Origin of the sequence: Clostridium lundense DSM 17049 (assembly GCF_000619945.1) — a bacterium.
Classification (GTDB): Bacteria; Bacillota; Clostridia; order Clostridiales; family Clostridiaceae; genus Clostridium_AO; species Clostridium_AO lundense.
On the sequence record NZ_KK211043.1, the window covers coordinates 151228 to 173283 of the forward strand.

Sequence of the window (22056 nt, forward strand, 5' to 3'; positions counted from 1 at the left end):
ATATTTCAATCTAATATGAAGGAGAAAGGAAAATGAATAAAGATATAAAAAGTATTCTTTTAAAATATAAGTCTTTATTAGGACTAATGATACTTTGTGTAGTTATATCTATAATTACCCCAAGATTTTTAAATATCACAAATATAATGAATGTACTTACACAAGTTTCAGTAAATGCAATCCTTGCTATAGGAATGTCTTTTGTAATTCTTACAGGAGGAATTGATCTTTCAGTAGGTTCAACACTTGCTATATCAGGAGCTGTTGCTGCTACCTTAATTAAAACAAATGGCAGTATGGTTACAGCATTGATAGCAGCGTTAGTCATTGGTGCATTAATAGGACTATTAAATGGAATAATAGTATCAAAAGGGAAAATACAAGCATTTATAGTTACTTTAGCTACAATGACTATATTTAGAGGAGCTACATTAGTTTATACTAACGGTACACCAGTATCAGCTCTTCCAGATAGCTTTATGATGATAGGAAATAAAAAGATCGCTAGCGTTCTTCCTATGCCAGCAATAATTACTTTAGTTGTACTATTAATTGCTTGGTATGTGTTAAATGAGACTAGATATGGTAGATATGTATATGCTCTTGGAGGCAATGAGGATTCAGCAAGACTTTCAGGTATAAATACAGATAAGATTAAAACAATGGTTTATATAATATGTGGTGTTGCAGCAGCGTTAAGTGGAGTTATTGTAACTAGCAGAGTTGGTTCAGCATCACCTAATGCAGGTACTGGATTTGAGCTAGATGCTATAGCAGCAGTAGTGCTTGGAGGCACAAGTCTTTCAGGTGGAGAAGGAACTGTAGTTGGAACTATAATAGGTGCTATGATAATAGGAGTTTTAAATAATGGATTAAATCTTATGAATGTATCTCCTTATTATCAGCTTATAGTTAAGGGATTAGTTATATTACTAGCTATACTTCTTGATAAAAAAAATAAATAGTTACCAATTTAAATATTTATTATAAAAGGTTAATAGAGGAGGAGAAATTTTTATGAAAAGTAAAAAGTTTAAGATGCTCTCTTTAGTTCTAACAGGAATGTTTATGGTTGGAGGATTAACTGGCTGTGGAAAAACTGAGGAAAAGAATGCCCAAAAACCAGCTGCAGAAAACAAGAAAATAGGTATGGTAATTTCTACATTAAACAATCCATTCTTTGTATCTATGAAGGATGGAGCTACAAAGAAAGCTAAAGAATTAGGTTATGATTTAGTTGTAGTTGATTCACAAAATGATGCAGCTAAAGAAAGATCCAATGTAGAAGACCTTGTTCAACAGGGAGTAGGAGCAATAATAATTAACCCAACAGATAGTGATGCTGTAGCTAATGCGATACAGGTTGCTAACGAAAAGAAAATACCAGTACTTACTGTAGATAGAAAAGCTAATAAAGGAGATGTTGTATGCCATATAGCATCAGACAATGTTAAAGGTGGAAAAATGGCAGCAGATTTTATTCTTGAAAAGATAGGTGGAAAAGGAAACTTAGTTGAACTTCAAGGAATACCAGGGGCTTCAGCTACAAGAGATAGAGGTAAGGGATTCCATGAAGGTGTAGATGGAAAAGCTGGAGTAAAAGTAGTAGCAAGTCAGCCAGCAGACTTTGATAGACAAAAGGGATTAAGTGTAATGGAAAATATAATTCAGGCTACACCAAATTTCCAGGCAGTATTTGCTCATAATGATGAAATGGCTTTAGGTGCTGCAAAAGCATTAAAGGGTAAAAATATAATAGTTGTAGGTTTTGATGGAAACAGTGATGCAATAAAAGCAGTACAAAATGGTGAAATGGCAGCTACAGTTGCACAGCAGCCTGATTTAATGGGAAGCTTAGCAGTAGAAAATGCTATAAAAGTTGTAAAGGGAGAAACAGTAGGAAAAGAAATCCCAGTTGATCTAAAACTTATAAAGAAATAAGAATATTTAATTAAAAATCCAGGATTTAATATAATCCTGGATTTTATAAAATGTATAGTTATGATAATATATATAGTGAGCATACAAAAATTTAGACCTAGAAGGGATATTTATGAAAAAAGTTACTATGATGGATATTGCTATGGAGGCTAATGTATCAAAGACTACGGTTTCCATGGTTATAAATAATAGAGATGGAAACATAAGTGAAGAAACAAGACAAAAAATATTGAAAATAGCTGAAAAATTAAATTATATTCCAAATTCTGTAGCTAGAAGTTTAAGTACTAAAAAATCCGGAACTATAGGCATCATACTTCCAGATATAACAAATCCTTTCTTTTCTGAAATGGCAAGGGCTATTGAAGATGGAGCTAATAACTTAGGCTATAATGTGATATTTTGTAATACTGATAATGAAGAGAGTAAGGAAGAAAAATATACTACATTGCTGGTAAGTAAATTAGTAGATGGTGTTATATTTATATCTGGTGGAGAAAGTAGTAGATCTATAGATATTTTAAAAAACAATAACGTTCCATTTGTAGTTGTAGATAGACCAATAAAAAATAATAATGATTATTATGGTATATACTGTGAGAATAAGGATGGAGTTAAAGAAGGAATAAAATATTTAATAAGTAAAAACAAGAGAAAAATTGCTTTTGTAAAAGGGCCAAAAGAATTAGAAAATGCTAGAGAAAGATTTTGCGGATATAAAGAAGTTATGGAAGAGTATAAAATCTATGATAAATCTTTAGTATTTAATAGTGATTTTACTATAGAAGGCGGTATAACAGTAACAGAAGAAATTATAGAAAGGACACCAGATATAGAAGCTATATTCTATAGTAATGATATGATGGCCTATGGAGGAATAAAGTTTCTAATTAGAAATGGATATAAAATACCTGAAGATGTAGGTGTTATTGGGTTTGATAATATTGGAATTTCAAAATTTGTTGAGCCAGAACTTACAACTATATCCCAGCCAATTTATGATATGGGAAAAGAAGCTTGTAAATTATTAATAAGTATAATAAACGGAGATAATATACCTGAAAATCGTATATATTTCAGTACAGAACTTATTATAAGGGATACGGTGTAAGAAATAATAAAAAATAAATAATAAATTATGAATAATTTTACCTTACCCTTAGGGTAAGGTTTCCTTATTTATTCGTTATTATTATAATTTAAGCTTTTATGTAGAGTAACAGAAGAACAGGACCAATAATTGTGAATTGTTCTCTATTAACTGTCAACTGAAGAAGGGTGTGATATTACTTGAAGGAATATATTTTTATAGGTATAGGAGGGTTTTTAGGAGCCATTAGTAGACTTCTTATAAAAAATATAGAGATGTTTAATTATTCAGGAGATATACCTGTAAACACATTAATAATAAATATTACTGGAAGTTTTCTACTTAGCTTTATTTTAACTCTGGCTTTAGAAGGAATTAAAATAGATAGTAATATAAAAATGGGACTATGTACGGGATTTTTAGGGTCATATACTACTTTTTCTACATTGTGTAAGGAAACCTATAATCTATTTTATAAAAGTTATTATTTTGCTAGCATATATGTATTTTTTTCTATAGTCTTAGGCTTATTGATGGCATATTTAGGTGTAGCATTAGGAAGAAAATTAAGAGTAATAAAATGATAAATACATATACAAAGGAGTAATGTTATGGAGCTACTTATAGTAGGTATAGGAGGAATTCTAGGAAGTATAGCAAGATTTACTTCAGGTAAAATTATTTCTAAAAATAATAAGGGTTCTTTTCCATTAGGAACTTTTATTATTAATATTACAGGAGCTATTTTTTTAGGTATAGTAAGTAATATTAGTATAAGTAAAAATTTGTACTTATTTTTAGGAGAAGGATTTTTGGGATCGTATACTACATTTTCTACATTTATGTATGAAGGAGTTAATTTATTAGAAGGTAGTAAAAAGTTGAACGGATTTATATATATAATGCTTACAGTGATTTTAGGTATAATAGGATATTCCTTGGGAAATATAATTGTACATATGTTTATATAAATAAAAAAAATTTAAATATATATTTGACAATGGATGTAAATTATGCTAACATGATTTATAAATTGAAGGAACTTTATCTAAAGCTTTGAAGAGAAAGAGTAGGAATATCATTGTCTTTTACAGAGAACTCCTGTGGGCTGAGAGGGAGAGAAGAAGGATATTTTGAATACGTCTCTGAGCTGCACACCAAACCCTTTTGTAAGTGTCAAAAGGAAGTAGGCTGTTGCCGTATCCCTGCACACGTTATAGTGCTAGAGTATATGAAACTTTATTGTACTCGAAGAGGTTAGTATCGTGAGATATTAATAAACTGAGGTGGTAACACGGGATAGTACTCTCGTCCTCTATATTTTTATAGAGGATGGGAGTTTTTTTATTGTTTTTATATTAAATTAGGAAAAGTGCAGTATTCATTAATCATAAATAACTAGGAGGTATAAACAATGATAGATGTTAAAGAACAAATTAAAATTATTGCTAAGGGAGTAGATTCATTAATTGAGGTTGAAGAATTAGAACAAAAGCTAATAAAAGCTCATGAAGAGGGAAGACAGCTTATAGTAAAATTAGGACTAGATCCTACTGCTCCAGACATACATTTAGGTCATGCAGTTGTATTAAGAAAAATAAGACAAATTCAGGATTTAGGACATAGAGCAATTATTATAATTGGAGACTTTACAGGAAGAATAGGTGATCCTACAGGAAGATCTAAAACAAGAAAGGAATTAACAGAAGAACAAGTTTTAGTTAATGCAAAAACTTATGAAAATCAAATATTTAAAATTTTAGATAAAAGCAAAACAGAAGTTAGATTTAACAGTGAATGGCTTTCAAAGCTTAATTTTAGAGATGTAATAGAATTAAGTGCTAAATATACTGTGGGAAGAATGCTTGAAAGAGAGGATTTCAAGAATAGATTTAATCTTCATCAAAGTATAGGTATTCATGAATTCTTTTACCCATTAATGCAAGCATATGACTCTATTCATATAAAATCAGATATTGAATTAGGAGGAACAGACCAAAGATTTAATATATTAATGGGAAGAACTCTTCAAAAGGATTACGGTATGCAAAGTCAAATAGCTATATTTATGCCAATTCTTGAAGGAATTGATGGGGTAGACAAGATGAGTAAAAGTCTTGGAAACTATATTGGAATTTATGAAAAGCCTGAAGATATGTTTACTAAGGTTATGAAAATTCCAGATAATATGATATTGAAATATTTTAATCTTTGCACTGATATTCATCCAGATGAAATAGAAAATATAGAAAAAGAATTAAATGATACTAATACAAATCCAAGAGATGTAAAAATGAGATTAGCAAAAGAAATTGTTACTTTATACCACGGAGAAGACGGAGCTAAAAAAGGTGAGGAATACTTTACAACAGTATACCAGGAAAAGGATATTCCAGATAATATACCAGAAGTTAAAATAGAAAGTGACGTTGTTGATAATGGAGTTGTAGATATAGTATCAGTAATAGCATCTTCTAAAATGATATCCTCTAAAAGTGAAGTAAGAAGACTTATTCAACAAGGAGGAGTTAAAATTAACGGTAATAAAATAGCTGAGTTTAAAGTAGCTGGTATAAATAATGGAGATATATTACAAATTGGAAAAGATAAGTTTTTAAAGTTATCTATCTAGAATAAACAGATTTCTAAAATTTAGATGAAGTTTTCATCAGATAAAATGGAGTAGAATCTATAGTATAGATTCTACTCCATTTTTATACTGTTGATAATAGGAGAATGAATGTCGAGATTTTAACTATATAATAATAAGTATCTATACTTTTTATCTTAAATTAAGAAGGTATATTAATATTATTTGAATCAAAAGTATAAAAAGTAAAGTATATAATAGCTTTTTAAATTTAGGCATCTGTCCATCCCCCCTAATTTATCTTATGATAGATGGACAAGCAAAAGAATTATTTTCTTCTAGTCTTAGTTTTTTTCTTTTGAACAGAAAAGCCAAATTTACCAATAGACTTTTCAGGAATAGGAAAATATTCACCATGAGAATAGCACATTAAATTAGCTTTTTCAAAATGTATTTTACCATTTTTATCAATTAGTTCTTCTTCTACATGTACAGATATAATTTCTGCTAAAAATAGATCATGAGTACCTAAAGGAATTATTTCTTTTAATTTACATTCTAATGCTATGGGACATTCTTTAATAATTGGGGAATTTACCATTTCAGATTTTTCTAATGTAAAATTTAATTTATTTATTTTATCAACTACTTTTCCTGATCTAACCCCACAGTAATCAACTTCTTTAACTAAGGATTTGGCAGGTAAATTTACTACAAATTCTTTTGTTTCCTTAATATATTCATAAGATAATCTTTCAGGCCTTATGGCAACTGTTATCATAGGAGGCTTTGTACAAGCAGTTCCAATCCAACCAACAGTAAACACATTTGCTGTTCCTTCTTTGTTTATTGAAGTTATTAGTGCTACAGGTACGGGATTTAGCATAGCGCTTCCCTTAAATAAAACTTTAGTCATAATTATGTATCCTCCATCAATATTATATAAAGTATTAATTATTTTGTTATAACCATTATTATATATGAAGTAAAGGAATTTTTAAATCTATGTAGAAATAAATATGATATGGAAAAAAATATTAATTATGATAAAAATTATAAAATGAGCGGTAAGAGGTGAGAGAATGTGTGGAGTTGATAAATCTAAAATAGTACTTATGGTGCAAAACGCCAATACTATTTTTTGTTATTATACCCTTTCTTCTAGAGCTTTAAAGGAATTTACAGATCAATATGGAGAAAATGTATTACAAGATTCCAGACCTGTTTTAAAGGTTTATTGTGTAAACAATGATATAGTTGAAGAATTGCAGACAATATTTATAGATCCATTTGCAGATAATTGGTATATAAATTTAGATAGAGGGGACATTGATGTATTTGTAAAATTGGGCAGGTATCTTTCTGATGAAACTTTTGTATGCTTTGCCACTTCTAATACTGTAACTACTCCAAGATTGTTAGAGGTTGAAGACAAAAGTGTATGCTATATAGATGTTTCTAAAGAAGATATTTCTACAAAGTAATTTGTAATGGAGGATTATTTATGAAAAAAGGATACGTAGCTTTAGTACTGCATAGCCATATACCTTTTATAAGACACCCAGAAAAGGAGGATTCACTTGAGGAAAGATGGCTTTTTGAAGCTATGAGTGAGTGTTATATCCCTTTAATAGAAGTGTATGATAAACTTGTAGATGAAAATATAGATTTTAAGATAACTATGTCTATAACACCTACTTTAATGACTATGCTTCAGGATTCTTATTTAAATAAGAAATATAATATTTATTTGAAAAAGTCCATTGAATTATCAGAAAAAGAGATATTAAGAACTAAGGGAGATAAAGAGCTGAATAAATTAGCTAAATTTTATAATGAAAGATTCAATAACAATTATGATATATATAAAAAATATGATTATAATTTAATGAATGCTTTTAAAAAATTTGACAGACTTGGAGTATTAGAAATAATAACTTGTTCAGCTACTCATGGATTATTGCCGCTTCTTAGTATTAATCCTGAAACTGTAAAGGCTCAAATTAGTACAGGAGTTCAGTATTACATAGATTCTATAGGACATGACCCAAAGGGAATATGGCTGCCGGAATGTGCTTATACATATTCACTGGATTCAGTTTTAAAGGACTTTGGAATAAAATACTTTATAAGCGAAAGTAAAGCAATACTTAATGCTTCCCCCAGACCTAAATATGGTACTTATGCACCTATTTCAACTGCTAATGGTATATGCACTTTTGGAAGGGACATGGAATCTTCCTATCAAGTATGGAGTAGCTTTAATGGATATCCAGGAGATCATAATTATAGGGAGTTTTACAGGGATATAGGTTATGAGCTACCTATGGAATATATATCACCTTATATAGATAAAAAGGGAATAAGAATAGATACAGGTGTAAAGTATTATAGAGTTACGGGAAATACAGAAAGTAAAGAATACTATAATAGAGAAATAGCTATGGAAAAAGTAAAAGAACATGGAGAACATTTTGCTAGTAGTAGGCATCATCAAATAAATAAGATTAGTGAGCATATGGATAAACCCCCTATAATAATATGTCCTTATGATACAGAGCTTTTTGGACATTGGTGGTTCGAAGGCCCAGATTTTATTTACCAATTTATAAAAAAATCTTCAGAAAAATGGACTTCATATGAGTTAACTACCCCAGCAAATTATTTAAAAAAGCATCCAATAGTTCAATGTTGTAGCCCATGTCCTTCTAGTTGGGGGGAAAATAGTGATTATTCTGTATGGATAAATTCATCAAATGATTGGATTTATAGAGACTTACACAGTTGTGCAGAAAAGATGATAAGGCTAGCAAATACCTATAAAGCTCCTAATAAGTTAGAGAAAAGAGCATTAAATCAAGCAGCAAGAGAGCTAATGTTAGCAGAATCTTCTGATTGGCCTTTTATAATTAAGAACAATACTACTGTAGAGTATGCTGTAGGAAGAGTAAACTCTCATGTTCAAAGGTTTAATAAATTATATGAACAAACGTCAAAAAAAACCATAAGTGAAAATGAATTGTGTAAAATTGAGAAATTGGACAACATATTTCCTAATATGGATTATGGAGTATATAGGAGTATAGTGTAAAATGAAAAAGAATAAATAAGGAGAAAATTCTCTTTATTTATTCTTTTTGTTTGTTCATAGTTACTTTGTTAATAATGTTAATAACTTTATCTTGAACTGTTAGCAACTTCTATTTTTACTTTTCTTCCATTTAATTTTTTACCATTTACATTCTTTAAAATTCTATCAACTACATCTTCATCTACATTTACAAATGAGAATTTTTCTAAAATATCTATATTTCCTATAGAAGAAGAACTAATATTAGCATTATCAGCTAGGAATACCAATAAACTCTTAGGATTAATTTTATCCATTCTACCAGCAGTTAAAAATAATCTTACATGACTAGCAGAACTTATTGAGTTTTCTGTATAGTTGTAGCTTAATTTTTCATCAAATGTCATTTTCATTAAAGCAGCAGCCACATCCACTAGATTAAATTCCTCATCTAATTCAGTAGCTAAAGGAATAAATTTGTTAAAATCTCCCTCTGCTATTGTTTCTCTAATATCTTTTACTAAAGTTTTGTATTTTGATTCTAATATATCATCTAAAGTAGGAATTTCTTTTCTTCTAATTTTGCTTTTTGTAAACTTTTCAATTCCTTTTAAAACTATATATTCTTTTGGAGTTACTAAGGAATATGCTATACCTTCAGTATTTGCTCTACCAGTTCTTCCTATTCTATGAACATAGGATTCTGTATCTTGAGGTAAATCATAATTGATTACGTGAGAAACACCTTTTACATCTATTCCTCTTGCAGCAACATCTGTTGCAACTAGGAAATCAAGATTTCCTTCTCTAAATTTCTTTAGTGTATTTATTCTATGATTTTGTGCCATATCACCATGCATACCTTCTACGTTATATCCTCTGATTTGCATAGACTCTACTACTTCATCTACCCCTTTTTTAGTTTTACAGAATATAATAGCGCTAGATGGTTCATCTAAGTCTAAAATTCTGGAAAGAGTTTCAAATCTATCTTTGTTTTTAATTTCAAAGTAGAACTGTTTTATTTTATCAACAGTAACTGTATTTTTTATGATTGCTATATGTGTTGGGTTTTCTTTCATATATCTTGAAGCAAGTTTTTTAATAGGGCCAGGCATAGTAGCTGAAAATAGTAAAGTTTGTCTATCCTCATTAGTACTTTTTATTATAGTTTCAATATCATCTATAAAGCCCATATTAAGCATTTCATCAGCTTCATCTAATACCAAATAGTTTACATCACTAAGATCTATACTTCCTCTGTCTATGTGATCTAATATTCTTCCAGGAGTACCAACTACAATGTCTACTCCTTTTTTTAAGGATCTAATTTGTCTGTCGATAGGTTGACCTCCATATACAGGAAGTAAACGAGTTCTTGTATATTTTGATAATCTTGCCAACTCATCTGTAATTTGAATAGCTAACTCTCTTGTAGGAGTTAAAATTAACGCACTGATATTGTTAGTATTTCTTTTAATCTTGCTAATTATAGGTGCACCGAAGGCTAGTGTTTTTCCTGTACCTGTTTGAGCTTGACCTATCATGTCTTTACCACTTAGTACTACAGGTATAGCTTCAGCTTGTATTTGAGAAGGTTCTTCAAATCCTAAATCATCAATAGCTTTTAGTACGTCTTTATGAAGTTCTAAATCTGAAAATTTTATATCGTTCATTATTTTATCATTCCTCTTTCTTTATTATAAATATAGTATTATTATTTCCAATTTCCCTAGAGTTTAATTACGCATAATCTAATTAGTTTTATATAGAAATTAATTTTGATAATCATGAAATTAAAAAAGACAGTAATTACTGCCTTTTTAATAAAAAAAACTATAATTAAGCTTATTTACTTTGCTTAAAAAAATTTTTGCAGTTCTTTATTTTTTTCAATCATTAACAGTAGTGGTAATCCTAGTCCATAACAACAAATTAGTTCTCCAAATCCAACTTGTAACATTGTAATAAGTAATGGCCACTGTAGTGTGTAATGTAATAGTAAACCAACTATTATAGCATTAATTATTACTGGTGGGAAAGGTGCAATAAATTTCTTGTATTTTAAATTGCTCTTTCCTATTGAGTAAGTTAGCATAGTTGCAATTAAAGTAGCAAGAGAACCAAAGACAATATCTAATGGTCCAACAGGACTCAATATGTTTGCTATAACACAACCTAAAAACAATCCGGGAATTGCAGTAGGTGTGAAGAATGGTAGGATTGTAAGAGCTTCTGCAACTCTAAATTGAGATGCTTGATAACTCATAGGATAAGTTAAAAACATAGTTACTACTGCATATATAGCAGCAATAATTGCAGCAACTGTCAAATTTCTAGTGTTTTTTTTCATTTTTATTACCTCCATAGTTTTGTTTTAAGACAGGATGGTTACGAACTGTCTCAGCTAGTATAATTAGCCTTTTTATAGTTTAATATATCTTTATAAATAAGTCAATTGAATATTTTATATATGTGAAAGATTTATTTCCATTTTGACTAAATATAAATTATAATAATCTAAGTATAATAATTTTTATTTAAAGGAGAGTATTTAATGTTCCATTCAAAATGTCATAAATTATTAAATGGAATAGAATTAATTTCTGTAAAAAAAGATACACAGATTTTTTCTATTCATGTAGGTATAAAGGTTGGCTCGTTATATGAAAAGGATGAAGAAAGAGGAATTTCTCATTTTATAGAACACATGTTATTTAAAGGTACAAGTAAAAAAGATAATGAAAAATTAAATAATCAATTAGAAGCCCTTGGAGGGGAATATAATGCTTACACTGACCATAATTGTACTGTTTATAGTATAACAGCACTAAGTGAGGAATTTCAAAATTCTATTGAACTTTTAAGTGATATGATGAAGGAGTCCATATTTCCTGAGGAAGAAATGAAAAAAGAGAGAGATGTAATTATATCAGAAATAAGGACAAGTAGAGATGACATAGAAGATTATAGTTTTAAAAGAATTAATGAAGTGGGTTTTAAGAATAGTCCATTAAAATATCATACATTGGGTACAGAAAAACATTTAAATTCTTTTTCAAGAGAAACATTGTTGAATTTTTATCATAGATACTATGTACCAAATAATTGTTATATTTCTATAGTATCTTCTTATGAACATGACTATGTATTAGAAATTATAAACAAATATTTTAATGATTGGACATCTAATGACTTTACAATAAATAGCATATTTCAAGAAAATAACACACCAGGAATATTTACTTCATATAAAAGTGATATAGAGCAAAGTACTATATTATATTTATACACTTTTCATAATCTAAATAAACATCAAGAATTAGCATTGAAAATATTAAATCATAAACTAGGGGATAGCGCTAACTCTATACTTTTTAGAAAGCTTAGGGAAGAAAGAGGACTAGCTTATGATGTATATACTAGCTTAGATACTACTAATTGTGTCAAATCATTATACCTATATACTGCTGTAGGAGAAGAAAAGGTAGATGAAACAATTAAAACCATAGATATGTGTATAGAAGATATAAAGAAGGAAAACATTTTATTTGATGATAGTACTATAAATTTAATGAAAAAGGTTTTAAAAACAGCAGTAGCATTTACATTAGAAGATGTTACAGATTTAAGTAATTACATTTTTCATCAGATGATAGATGGAGAAAATATATTTGCTTTTATTGATGACATGAAAAAACTTGATGATGTAAAAAGAGAAGATATATATAATGTAGGAAGAATGGTATTAAACAACCCAACAATTCATATTTTAAAAAACAAAAGATAATAAATTATATTTTTAGGAGGAACATTTAGGAGGAAATTTGAATAAAATGGATAATTTAATAACCAAGGTAGAATTACAGAAGAGAAATAAAAATAGAGTTAATATATATGTTAATGAAGAATTTTTATTTGCATGCAGTGCAGAAATTATCTACAGATATAATTTAAAAGCTGGTAAGAATATAGATATTCCTATTATAGAAAAGATTATAGAAGAAGATAACTATATTAAATGTAAAAATGATAGTTTAAGGTTTATGGAAAGAAGTTTTAAAACAGAGAAGCAAATTTATGACAAACTATTAGGAAAGGGATATGATAATAAAACTATAGAAAAGGTTATAAATTCTCTTAAAGAGTATAATCTGATAGACGATTCTAAGTATGTTGAAATGTATATCAAAGAAAAATCAAAATCAGAAGGGAAAAATAAGATAAAATATTCTTTATTACAAAAAGGTATAGACGAAAATATTGTTAGACAAAAATTAGAAAATATGGATTCAAATATAGAGGCAGAAGCTCTTGTTAAAATAGCAGAAAATAAATATAATCAATTAGTAAAAAGAGAAGAGGATAAAAGAAAGTTGTATAAAAAGTTAGGAGATTTTCTTATAAGAAAGGGATATAGTTTTGATGATATTAAGCCTATATTAAATAAGCTTATTAATAATAATGATTGGTAGATTATTTTATTAAAGTAGGGTCAAAGGGGTGAGTTTAATGCATGATATTAATCCTATAACAGTGGCTATATATTTAGCTATTATTTACCCTGTAATAAAAGGATTTTTATTAAAATTTTCTTCTAATGATCTTAAAATTGACATAGAAGAACTTAATAAAACTATTTCTTTTATTGCTGCTCTTTTCTTGGGAATATATTATGGTAAAAAATTATTTTTTCAGCATGACAGCGGTATATATAAAATAATATATGAATCAATTCCTGTTAACATAATACAATATATAGAGGATAGATCTTTTATAATATATTTAGTATTAATGCCTCTAATTATGATATTAATATATAATATCATAATTGTAATATTACAAATTATAAATAATCTAACCCTTTATCCTATTTTAGATCATACAGAAACGTATTTAAGAAAAAAGGGTAATGGATTTAGAAGTATTATAGGAGCATTGTTTCAATTACCTAAGTCTATTGGATATGTGCTGTTTATCACATTATTATTAAATATTGTATCTATTTTTTATACAAATCAAGCATTTAATAGGTATTTAGAGAGCTCTAAAACATATAATTATTTATGTAAGAAAATTGTAATTCCGGTTACAAATTCAAGATTAGCCAGAAAATTACCTGATATAATTAATAACTCTTTTAAAATAGTGGTAAAGGAAGGTAACTCCACCAAGAGTTCTTCAGATAGAGTTATTAAGGGAAAGACCATAGTATATTATAATGGGGTTACATTAAGTGAGGGAGTGAAATCTAATAAGCAAATTGATAATTTTGCAAGGGATTTAGTAGAAAAACAATCCACAGAAAAAGAAAAAGCCAAAATATTATATAATTGGATTGGTAGTAATATAGCTTATGATCATGATAAGGCTTATAAAGTATTAAATAATGAATTTGATGTAAAATCTGGGGCTATAGCTACTTTTCAAGATAGAAAGGGAATATGCTTTGATTATGCTTGTTTATATGTAGCAATGTGTAGAGCTAACGGAATAAAAGTAAGGCTGATAACGGGACAAGGATTCAATGGTGTGAGTTGGGTAAGTCATGCTTGGAATCAAGTATATATACCAAATGAAGATAAATGGATTAATGTAGACACTACCTTTTATAAGGGTGGAAATTATTTTAATAGCAAAAGATTCGATCTAGATCATAAAGATTCTAATATTGCCGGTGAGTGGTAGAAAGTTTTAACAAGCATAAAGTGGAGGGATTTTAATTGAAGGGGCTAAACAGGAAAAATAAAAAAAGCAAATTTAAAAGAACTATAATGCTATTTATTTCTGCTATATTTCTTTTTTCTACTAGTTTTTTAGTAGGAGGTTATTTTGGGAAAAAAAATAGCGTAGTGGTTAGTGCCGTAAAAACTAATGAAAATGCTAAAAATAATGAACAAAAGAATGATAATACAAAAGATGATCAGAAATCAAATAGTGATAGAGAACAAAAGGATAAGGATAAAAAGGAGAAAAAGTCGGAGCCAGTATTAGATCCATATAAACCTGATGGCAAGAAAGTGGCGTATTTAACTTTTGATGATGGACCATCTTCAAATTTAACTCCACAGATATTAGATATATTAAAAAAACATAACGTAAAGGCTACATTTTTTTTAATAGGAACAATGGCTAATGAAAATAGTGAATTAGTAAAAAGAGAGAAAAATGAAGGCCATTCAGTATGCATCCATTCCTATAGTCATGATTATAAGTATGTGTATTCTAGTACAGAAAACTTTTTATCAGATGTAAAAAGGTGTGAGATGGTGATAAAGTCTATACTGGGAGATGACTATGAAACTAAGCTAATAAGGTTTCCGGGTGGGTCATTTGGAAATAGATTAAACCCTTATAAGGAAGCTGTAAAAAAAGCTGGATATAGATATGTAGATTGGAATGCTTTAAATGGTGATGCAGAGGCAGAGTATGTATCAGTAAATAAACTTATTTCAAGACTTAAAGAAACTGCTGCAGACCAAGAACATTTAGTTATTTTAATGCATGATGCTCCAGCAAAGGAAACGACTGTACAAGCATTACCTTCAATTATAGAATATTTAAAAGGTAAGGGATATGAATTTAAGCTTCTTTATTAATAAAAAAATAGTTTGTGAAGAGGGTTTCTCCACAAACTATTTTTTATAACTATTTATTATTAAATTAATTGCTTTTTCACAATCTTTATCATCATTATCTAAAGACCAAGCTGTATTAAAATATATTAAAGCCTTTCTATTGTCTTTTAACATAGCATAGCAATATCCTAAGTTAAAGAAATACTTACTTTCACTTTTTAAGGCTATAGCGGATTTTAATAGGGAAATAGCTTCACTATATTCTTTTAGTTTTATAAAGCAAACTGCTGAATTATACAAGGAAGCAGCTTCATTCTCTTTTGCTTCAATAGACCTTTGATATAATGATATAGCCTTTTTGTAATCCTTTAAATTATAATAATCATTAGCTTTTTCAAAATAATTCATTTGAAATCCTCCCTTAGTATTTTCCAAAAGATACAGACTTTAATTAAATATATTTATAATCATTGAATAATATTCCATTAGGAATATTAACCAATTTTTTTAAAATTATACGTTTTAAAAAAATACATAGTATTTCTAATAAAAGATTAAGAGTGAATAGTGAAGGATAAATGAGATTTTTTTCTGCTATGCTATAGAAAATCTTAAAATTAGATTTTTCGTAGTAAAACAGAAAAAATTTTCATTTATTTTTAAATCTTCACTTTTCACTCTTCACTAAAAAATTGTTTTATAAATTTTTAAGGGAGTATTTTAAATTTTTTTTCAATAATAGCAACTACTTCATACATTAAATAGGCTAAAATAGAGAGAATTATTATGCTCATCATAACCATATCTAATTGAGAAATTTGACCACCAAATATTATTAAAAAGCCAAGTCCATCCTTTGCTACGAGGAATTCTCCCATTATTACACCTACCCAAGAAAGTCCTACATTTATTTTAAGAGCAGATATTAAGGTAGGAATGGAAGCTGGAATTATAAGATGAATTAGTATTTGCCACTTTGTTGCTCCAAATGTTTTTAAAAGTTTTATTTTATCTTCATCTACTTCATTAAAACCATTTAATACACTTATAATGGTAACTACAATGGAGATTAAGAGAGCAACTAATATAATAGCATTTGTACCATTGCCTACCCAAAATATTATAATTGGAGCTAATGCTACCTTTGGGAGAGCATTTAAAACTACTAAATAAGGGTCTAAAACTTTACATAAAAAATCTGACCACCATAGTAATATAGCTATGAAAGTGCCTAAAACAGTTCCTAATATAAATCCTAATATAGTTTCATAACAGGTGATACCAATGTGACGAAATAATGTACCTTCATTAAATATTTTAACAAGGCTCTTCCACATTCTTGAAGGAGTACTAGTTAGGAAGGGGTCTATCCATTTTAAATCGCCAGCTATCTCCCAAAGTAGGAAAAATAATATTAATATCAGTAACCTTGTAAAAATAATTTTTCTTTTTCTGTGCTCTATATTTTTAATGTATATATCATGTTCCTTTTCAAAATCAATCATATTAAGAATTCAACTCCTTCCATAATTCATTGAAGTAGCCTCTAAATTCGGGAGCCTCTCTACGTTTTAATGGGGAAGTATAATTTGAATCAAAATTAATAGTAAGCTCTTTTCTTATTTTTGCAGGTCTACTAGAAAGAACTAAAATTCTATTGGACATTGAAATAGCTTCTGATAAATCATGAGTCACCATTATTATGGTTTTATTTTCCTTTTTTAATATTTTGTATATTTCGTCACTAACATTAAGCCGTGTTTGATAGTCTAAGGCAGAAAAAGGCTCATCTAATAAAAGCAATTCTGGATTTAAAGCTAAGGTTCTAATAAGAGCTACTCTTTGTCTCATTCCACCAGACAATTCGTTGGGATAGTGATCTTTAAAGTCCCAAAGATTATAATCCTTTAGTAAACTAATGATTCTATCTTTTTTTTCTGTATCTAACTTATGTTGAATTTTTAATCCCAACAGTATATTTTCCCAAACAGTTAACCATTCAAATAGATGATCTCTTTGAAACATGTATCCAATTTTAGGTGATACACCATTGATTAACTCATTATCTATATATACTTCACCAGATGAAGGCTTTAAAAGTCCAACGATAATATTAAGAATAGTAGATTTACCACAGCCAGAGGGTCCCACAATACTTAAAAACTCACCATCATTAACAGAAAAGGTTATGTTATCTAATGCCCTAGTGGAATTTTTTAATGAGTGATAATTCATATAAACTTCTTTAATTTCTACTTTTCCCATTATAATTCACTCCTATATAAGTTATAAATCTAATAAAATCATAGTTTAGTATATGTGGGTGGATAAGATAATGTTAAATAATAATGTTAAATAATGATGTTAAATAAGAATGTTAAATTAACAATGTTAATTATTTTTAAACTTATATAAATTACCTTTGTAAGGCATGTTTATGTGTGCTATAATTGGAATATATTTTAAGAAAACATAAAATAAGGAATGATAGTATGATAAATGAAATTCTGGTACTGCTTATGAAAGAAGTAAAAAATTTAAATGAACAGCGACAGAATAGGCTACATACATATTTTCAAAAAATATTAGGAACAAGTTGTATTTCAGATATAGATATTTTAAAGGAAATGGAAGTTAAATCTACAAGTGAGAGACAATGTCCACATTGTAAGTCTACCAATATTGTAAAGAATGGTAAATATGATAATAAGCAAAGATATATATGTAAGGATTGTAAAAAGTCATTTTCAGACTATACTAAATCCATTATTTCTTATACAAAAAAATCCATTAAACAATGGGTACAATATTTAAAATGCATGGTTTTGGGGTATTCCTTAAGAGAAAGTGCAGCTATAGTCCATTTGAATTTATCTACCTCCTTTTTTTGGAGACATAGGATATTAGATGCAATAAGATCTTTTATAGGAAATTGCTTTTTAGACAAGATAGCTGAAAATCATAGAGCATTATCACATTTCTTAAATGAGGTTGAATGCAATAAATTTAACAATTGTATAATATCCCAAAAATCATTGAACAATTTAAGTAATACGTATGATGGAAATGCAAAAAATAAAAAGTATTATGTTAGTAAAATAAATAACATAATATCAAATTTAAATTATAAAGATAGATTCCATAATAAAAAGATTGAAGCAAAGGTAATAAGAAAAAATTTATATAATACTTATATATCTTATACCAATAGTAATAAGTCATTTAGAAATAGGCTAAGAAGTTGGTTGAAGCGTTTTAATGGCGTTGACCATAAGTACTTTCATAACTATTTATATTGGCTTAAATGGATAATAGATATTTTTAAAAATAAGGACTTATTACTATGCTTTATTTGTTAAAAATATTTTATCAACAATATATACAAACATTAATTATAAACAATTATTTTATGAATAGAGGTGATAAATATGGAATTTACAATTAAAAGAATTATAGCTATAGACGAAGAGGCAGAAAGATTTAGAGAAAACAAAAAAGAGGAAATGAAGAAAAAAAGAGAAGAGTTGCAAAAAGAAATACAATCAATGTTGATGGAAAAAGAAATTGATATAAAGAAGGTTGAAGAGGAGACTAAACAAAAGACTATAGTGGAAGCAGAAAAGCAGGTAGAGGAAATAAAAAATCAAAAGGAGGAACAGATGAATTTATTATATGAAAAATTTAAAACTGCAAAAGATAAAATAGTACAAGAAACTATCGTGGATATTTTAAGTTCTTCTAAGGAGGAATAGAAAATGGGTAGTATAGCAAAGTATGCTGCTGTAAATACAAAAATAAAAGCACTAGAAAGAAAATTTTTAAGTATTGATCAATATAATAAAATTGTAGAAACTAAAGATTACAATGAGGCTGTTAAATACTTAAAAGAAGAGACACCATATTATGAGGTATTAAAGGAATACGATATAGAAGATATTCATAGGATACAGTTGGAGCATATATTGAAGAAAAACTATATTAAAAATTTTTATAAATTAAGTCATTATTTTAGTGGAGATTATAAAAAACTATTTAGTGTATTATTTATAAGATTTGAAGTAGAAGATTTAAAAAATATTTTTAGAGCTAAGTATTTAGGAAAAAGTAAAGAGGATATAGAACTTTTGATCACATATAGGAGCCCGTTAAGTCATGTAGATTATGATAAGTTAATTGAAGCAAAAGATGTGTATGAAGTAGGAGAATATCTTAAAAATACAAAATATTATAAACATTTAAGCCATGTTATAGAAGGAATAAAAGAAGAAGGACTATTTAGAATAGAAACCGCATTAGATTTTATTTATTTTAATTCTATAAAAAAATTTATAAACAACCTTAATAGTGAAGACAAAGAATTAATGAATAAATTTTTAGGGGTATATAATGATCTATTAAATATTCAGTGGATATTTAGAGGGAAAAAGTATTACACAATGAGTCCTGAGGAGCTACTAAATTATACTATTTATAATGGTTACAAATTAAATATAAATTCATTAAAGGAACTTTGCTATTCAAAGGATATGGAAGAATTCTTTAAATTAGTAAACAAGACTAGCTATAGGGAGGTTTTTGGAGATGTGAAAAAAGATGAATATTTAGTTCAGAGAGATATTCACAATTACTTGAAAAAAATGTATCTTCAATATCAGAAAAAACATGAGAATAATATATCCGTAGCTATAGCATATCTGGAATTGGCATTGTTGGAAATAATAGATATAGTATCCATAATAGAGAGCAAGAGATACAGCATAAGTAATGAAGAAACTTTAAAGTATGTGACCACTATTAATTAAGGGGTGATTTTGTGTCAATTGAAAAGATGACTATGGTGAATGTAGTAGGGTCTATGGATATTTTAGAAGATGTAGCTGAATATGTAGTTTTGTCTAATACGCTTCATCCTGTAAATGCAATTGATGAAATAGGTAGAAGTAACTTTAATTTATCTGTTACAGAGAATAATTTGGAAGCATTAATTGATTTTAATTATGTAAGACCCTATGTGAATAAAACAGATTATTCGCATATTAAAATGAAGATTAAAAAATTAGATGAAATAATTGAGAAAAGTGATGAAAGAGTACGAGATGAGGAACTAATATTAGATACTAATGAATTAGAAAAAAAATTAGATTTTATTATTGAAAAATTTGAAAAGGCACATAGAGATCTATCTTTTTATAGGTCTAGAAAGGAGGAATTAGAAGAGTATAAAAAAAATATCAGTTATATTAAGGATGTAAATTTAACTGCAGAAGATTTGAAAAACTTGAAAAATTTTTATATAAGGGTTTTTAGATTACCTAGAGGTAATTATTTAAAGATTCAATCAAACTATGAAAATATACCTGCCATTATTATGAGTGATTATAAGGATAGAGAATTTCAAGTAGCTGTAGTGTTTGCACCTAAAATAATGGAAGGTGAAATTGAAAAGTTATTTAAGTCATTAAATGCCAAGAGATTAATTTTACCCATAGATTATGATGGTACTCCTAAAGATATATCGAAAAAAATAGAAAATGAATTAATAAAGACCCATGTAGATATAAAGGATTCAGAAAAGACTCTTGAAAAAATATACATCCAATATAAAAAGGATATAGCAATAATCAGGAAGAGTTTTCAGCTAAAACAAAAAAGCTTGAATTTAAAAGAGTATGTTGCACATACCAGAGAATTCTTCTATTTGTGTGGATGGATAGCAGAAAGTATGATAAATAGATTTAAAGAAAAAATGGGTTATTTTGAATCTAAAATAGTTATTATTGAGAGATCACCAGACAAAGTACATGATGATATAGAACCACCAACGAAATTAAGAAATAATTTTGCAGTAAAGCCTTTTGAAACTATGGTATATATGTACGGCATACCTAGCTATGGTGAAACAGATCCTACATCTTTCTTAGCAATAAGTTATATGATAATGTTTGGATTAATGTTTGGGGATGTTGGACAAGGATTGGTATTCCTATTGTCAGGTCTTTATATAAAATATAAAAAGAATAATTACAATTATGGAGGGATTTTAGCTAGGCTTGGAATAAGCTCCAGTATATTTGGATTATTATATGGAAGTGTATTTGGATTTGAAGATATAATAGAACCACTTTTGATAAGGCCTATGGAAAATATAAAGGAAATTCTCATTTTTGCAATAATCTTTGGATGCGGGCTTTTAATCATAGGATTTATATATAGCCTAATTAATAATATTAAAAAAGGTGATTTGGAGAATGGGTTATTTGGAAAAGATGGATTTGTTGGTTTAGTATTTTATATATCATTATTAGTTTTTGCATATACAAAAGTTAATAATGTTAAGAGTTTAAATACAAATACATGGATAATTTTATTTGTAGTTCTTTTGGCACTTATGGTATTTAAGCAACCTATATCCAATATTATTTTGAAAAAAAGGCCCTTATATAATGAAGACAAGAGTGATTATTATATAGAGGGTGGTTTTGGTGTTGTTGAAACTTTATTAAGTATGTTTTCAAATACTGTATCATTCATAAGAGTTGGTGCATTCGCACTAAACCATGTGGGATTATTTATAGCCTTTGCGTCTATGGCTCAAATGATGAAAAGCAGCTTTGGAAGTATATTTATGTATGTACTCGGCAATATTATCATAATTGGATTGGAAGGATTAATTGTATTCATACAAGGCTTGAGATTAGAGTATTATGAGCTGTTTAGCAAGTACTATGAAGGCTCAGGATTTGAGTTTAACCCTATAGGAGTTGAAAAATAATAATTAATAAATTTG

General features: G+C 28.0%; 22 protein-coding genes and 1 other annotated feature. Of the genes, 16 read left to right on the plus strand and 6 right to left on the minus strand.

All coding sequences use genetic code 11. From position 1 onward, the window contains the following. Positions 1 to 32 precede the first annotated feature (32 nt). From T514_RS0122720 to tyrS, 6 genes are all read left to right on the plus strand, one after another. Positions 33 to 965: an ABC transporter permease subunit gene (locus T514_RS0122720; protein WP_027626793.1), complete on the plus strand. Its 933-nt coding sequence runs from the start codon at positions 33 to 35 to the stop codon at positions 963 to 965. Between the two features lie 52 nt (positions 966 to 1017). Beyond that, entirely contained in the window at positions 1018 to 1941 is a 924-nt protein-coding gene (gene rbsB, locus T514_RS0122725) for a ribose ABC transporter substrate-binding protein RbsB (RefSeq protein ID WP_027626794.1), read from the plus strand. A 112-nt stretch (positions 1942 to 2053) separates the two neighbouring features. Continuing rightward, on the plus strand, positions 2054 to 3052 hold the full coding sequence (locus T514_RS0122730) for a LacI family DNA-binding transcriptional regulator (RefSeq protein WP_027626795.1): 999 nt from the start codon (positions 2054 to 2056) through the stop codon (positions 3050 to 3052). A gap of 179 nt (positions 3053 to 3231) precedes the next feature. Next, on the plus strand, positions 3232 to 3615 hold the full coding sequence (locus tag T514_RS0122735; RefSeq protein ID WP_027626796.1) for a fluoride efflux transporter FluC: 384 nt from the start codon (positions 3232 to 3234) through the stop codon (positions 3613 to 3615). A 27-nt stretch (positions 3616 to 3642) separates the two neighbouring features. Continuing rightward, a complete protein-coding gene (gene crcB / locus T514_RS0122740) occupies positions 3643 to 4002 on the plus strand; it encodes a fluoride efflux transporter CrcB (RefSeq protein WP_027626797.1) in 360 nt (119 codons plus the stop codon). A 76-nt stretch (positions 4003 to 4078) separates the two neighbouring features. Beyond that, positions 4079 to 4350: a binding site (T-box leader), on the plus strand. Between the two features lie 95 nt (positions 4351 to 4445). Then, positions 4446 to 5663, plus strand: a complete 1218-nt coding sequence (gene tyrS, locus T514_RS0122745) for a tyrosine--tRNA ligase (RefSeq protein WP_027626798.1) — start codon at positions 4446 to 4448, stop codon at positions 5661 to 5663. A gap of 286 nt (positions 5664 to 5949) precedes the next feature. Here tyrS and T514_RS0122755 read toward each other — a convergent pair whose 3' ends face one another. Further along, positions 5950 to 6537, minus strand: coding sequence for a flavin reductase family protein (locus T514_RS0122755; RefSeq protein ID WP_027626799.1), 588 nt, complete (start codon positions 6535 to 6537; stop codon positions 5950 to 5952). Positions 6538 to 6703: 166 nt separating this feature from the next. Between T514_RS0122755 and T514_RS25435 the strand changes: the two genes are divergently transcribed. Together T514_RS25435 and T514_RS0122765 are read left to right on the plus strand one after the other, a co-directional pair. Next, positions 6704 to 7105 (plus strand): DUF4912 domain-containing protein, encoded by a 402-nt coding sequence (locus tag T514_RS25435; protein ID WP_034870129.1) that lies wholly within the window; start codon positions 6704 to 6706, stop codon positions 7103 to 7105. A gap of 20 nt (positions 7106 to 7125) precedes the next feature. After that, a complete protein-coding gene (locus T514_RS0122765) occupies positions 7126 to 8712 on the plus strand; it encodes a glycoside hydrolase family 57 protein (RefSeq protein ID WP_027626800.1) in 1587 nt (528 codons plus the stop codon). An 86-nt stretch (positions 8713 to 8798) separates the two neighbouring features. Here T514_RS0122765 and T514_RS0122770 read toward each other — a convergent pair whose 3' ends face one another. Both T514_RS0122770 and T514_RS0122775 read right to left on the minus strand, forming a co-directional pair. After that, a complete protein-coding gene (locus tag T514_RS0122770) occupies positions 8799 to 10367 on the minus strand; it encodes a DEAD/DEAH box helicase (protein WP_027626801.1) in 1569 nt (522 codons plus the stop codon). 185 nt (positions 10368 to 10552) lie between these two features. Then, positions 10553 to 11044 (minus strand): QueT transporter family protein, encoded by a 492-nt coding sequence (locus T514_RS0122775; RefSeq protein ID WP_027626802.1) that lies wholly within the window; start codon positions 11042 to 11044, stop codon positions 10553 to 10555. Between the two features lie 204 nt (positions 11045 to 11248). On the opposite strand from T514_RS0122775, the gene T514_RS0122780 reads away from it, so the two are divergent. From T514_RS0122780 to T514_RS0122795, 4 genes are all read left to right on the plus strand, one after another. Then, positions 11249 to 12481 (plus strand): M16 family metallopeptidase, encoded by a 1233-nt coding sequence (locus tag T514_RS0122780; RefSeq protein ID WP_027626803.1) that lies wholly within the window; start codon positions 11249 to 11251, stop codon positions 12479 to 12481. 46 nt (positions 12482 to 12527) lie between these two features. Then, positions 12528 to 13166 (plus strand): recombination regulator RecX, encoded by a 639-nt coding sequence (gene recX, locus T514_RS0122785; protein ID WP_027626804.1) that lies wholly within the window; start codon positions 12528 to 12530, stop codon positions 13164 to 13166. Between the two features lie 37 nt (positions 13167 to 13203). Further along, positions 13204 to 14379, plus strand: coding sequence for a transglutaminase-like domain-containing protein (locus T514_RS0122790; protein ID WP_027626805.1), 1176 nt, complete (start codon positions 13204 to 13206; stop codon positions 14377 to 14379). Positions 14380 to 14465: 86 nt separating this feature from the next. Next, a complete protein-coding gene (locus tag T514_RS0122795; RefSeq protein WP_156940061.1) occupies positions 14466 to 15290 on the plus strand; it encodes a polysaccharide deacetylase family protein in 825 nt (274 codons plus the stop codon). Positions 15291 to 15326: 36 nt separating this feature from the next. Here T514_RS0122795 and T514_RS0122800 read toward each other — a convergent pair whose 3' ends face one another. The 3 genes from T514_RS0122800 to T514_RS0122810 form a co-directional block, all read right to left on the minus strand. Then, positions 15327 to 15677 (minus strand): tetratricopeptide repeat protein, encoded by a 351-nt coding sequence (locus tag T514_RS0122800; RefSeq protein ID WP_027626807.1) that lies wholly within the window; start codon positions 15675 to 15677, stop codon positions 15327 to 15329. 299 nt (positions 15678 to 15976) lie between these two features. Beyond that, a complete protein-coding gene (locus tag T514_RS0122805) occupies positions 15977 to 16774 on the minus strand; it encodes an ABC transporter permease (RefSeq protein ID WP_027626808.1) in 798 nt (265 codons plus the stop codon). Position 16775: 1 nt separating this feature from the next. Further along, the gene (locus T514_RS0122810) at positions 16776 to 17534 is read right to left on the minus strand and encodes an ABC transporter ATP-binding protein (RefSeq protein WP_027626809.1); all 759 of its coding nucleotides are present in this window, start codon (positions 17532 to 17534) and stop codon (positions 16776 to 16778) included. A 227-nt stretch (positions 17535 to 17761) separates the two neighbouring features. Here T514_RS0122810 and T514_RS25990 point away from each other — a divergent pair, with 227 nt between their 5' ends. From T514_RS25990 to T514_RS25445, 4 genes are all read left to right on the plus strand, one after another. Further along, on the plus strand, positions 17762 to 18628 hold the full coding sequence (locus T514_RS25990) for an IS1/IS1595 family N-terminal zinc-binding domain-containing protein (protein ID WP_051542266.1): 867 nt from the start codon (positions 17762 to 17764) through the stop codon (positions 18626 to 18628). Between the two features lie 69 nt (positions 18629 to 18697). Then, positions 18698 to 19021 (plus strand): hypothetical protein, encoded by a 324-nt coding sequence (locus T514_RS0122820; RefSeq protein ID WP_027626810.1) that lies wholly within the window; start codon positions 18698 to 18700, stop codon positions 19019 to 19021. 3 nt (positions 19022 to 19024) lie between these two features. Next, positions 19025 to 20071, plus strand: a complete 1047-nt coding sequence (locus T514_RS0122825; protein ID WP_027626811.1) for a V-type ATPase subunit — start codon at positions 19025 to 19027, stop codon at positions 20069 to 20071. A gap of 11 nt (positions 20072 to 20082) precedes the next feature. Beyond that, entirely contained in the window at positions 20083 to 22041 is a 1959-nt protein-coding gene (locus T514_RS25445) for a V-type ATP synthase subunit I (RefSeq protein WP_034870082.1), read from the plus strand. Positions 22042 to 22056: the final 15 nt, after the last annotated feature.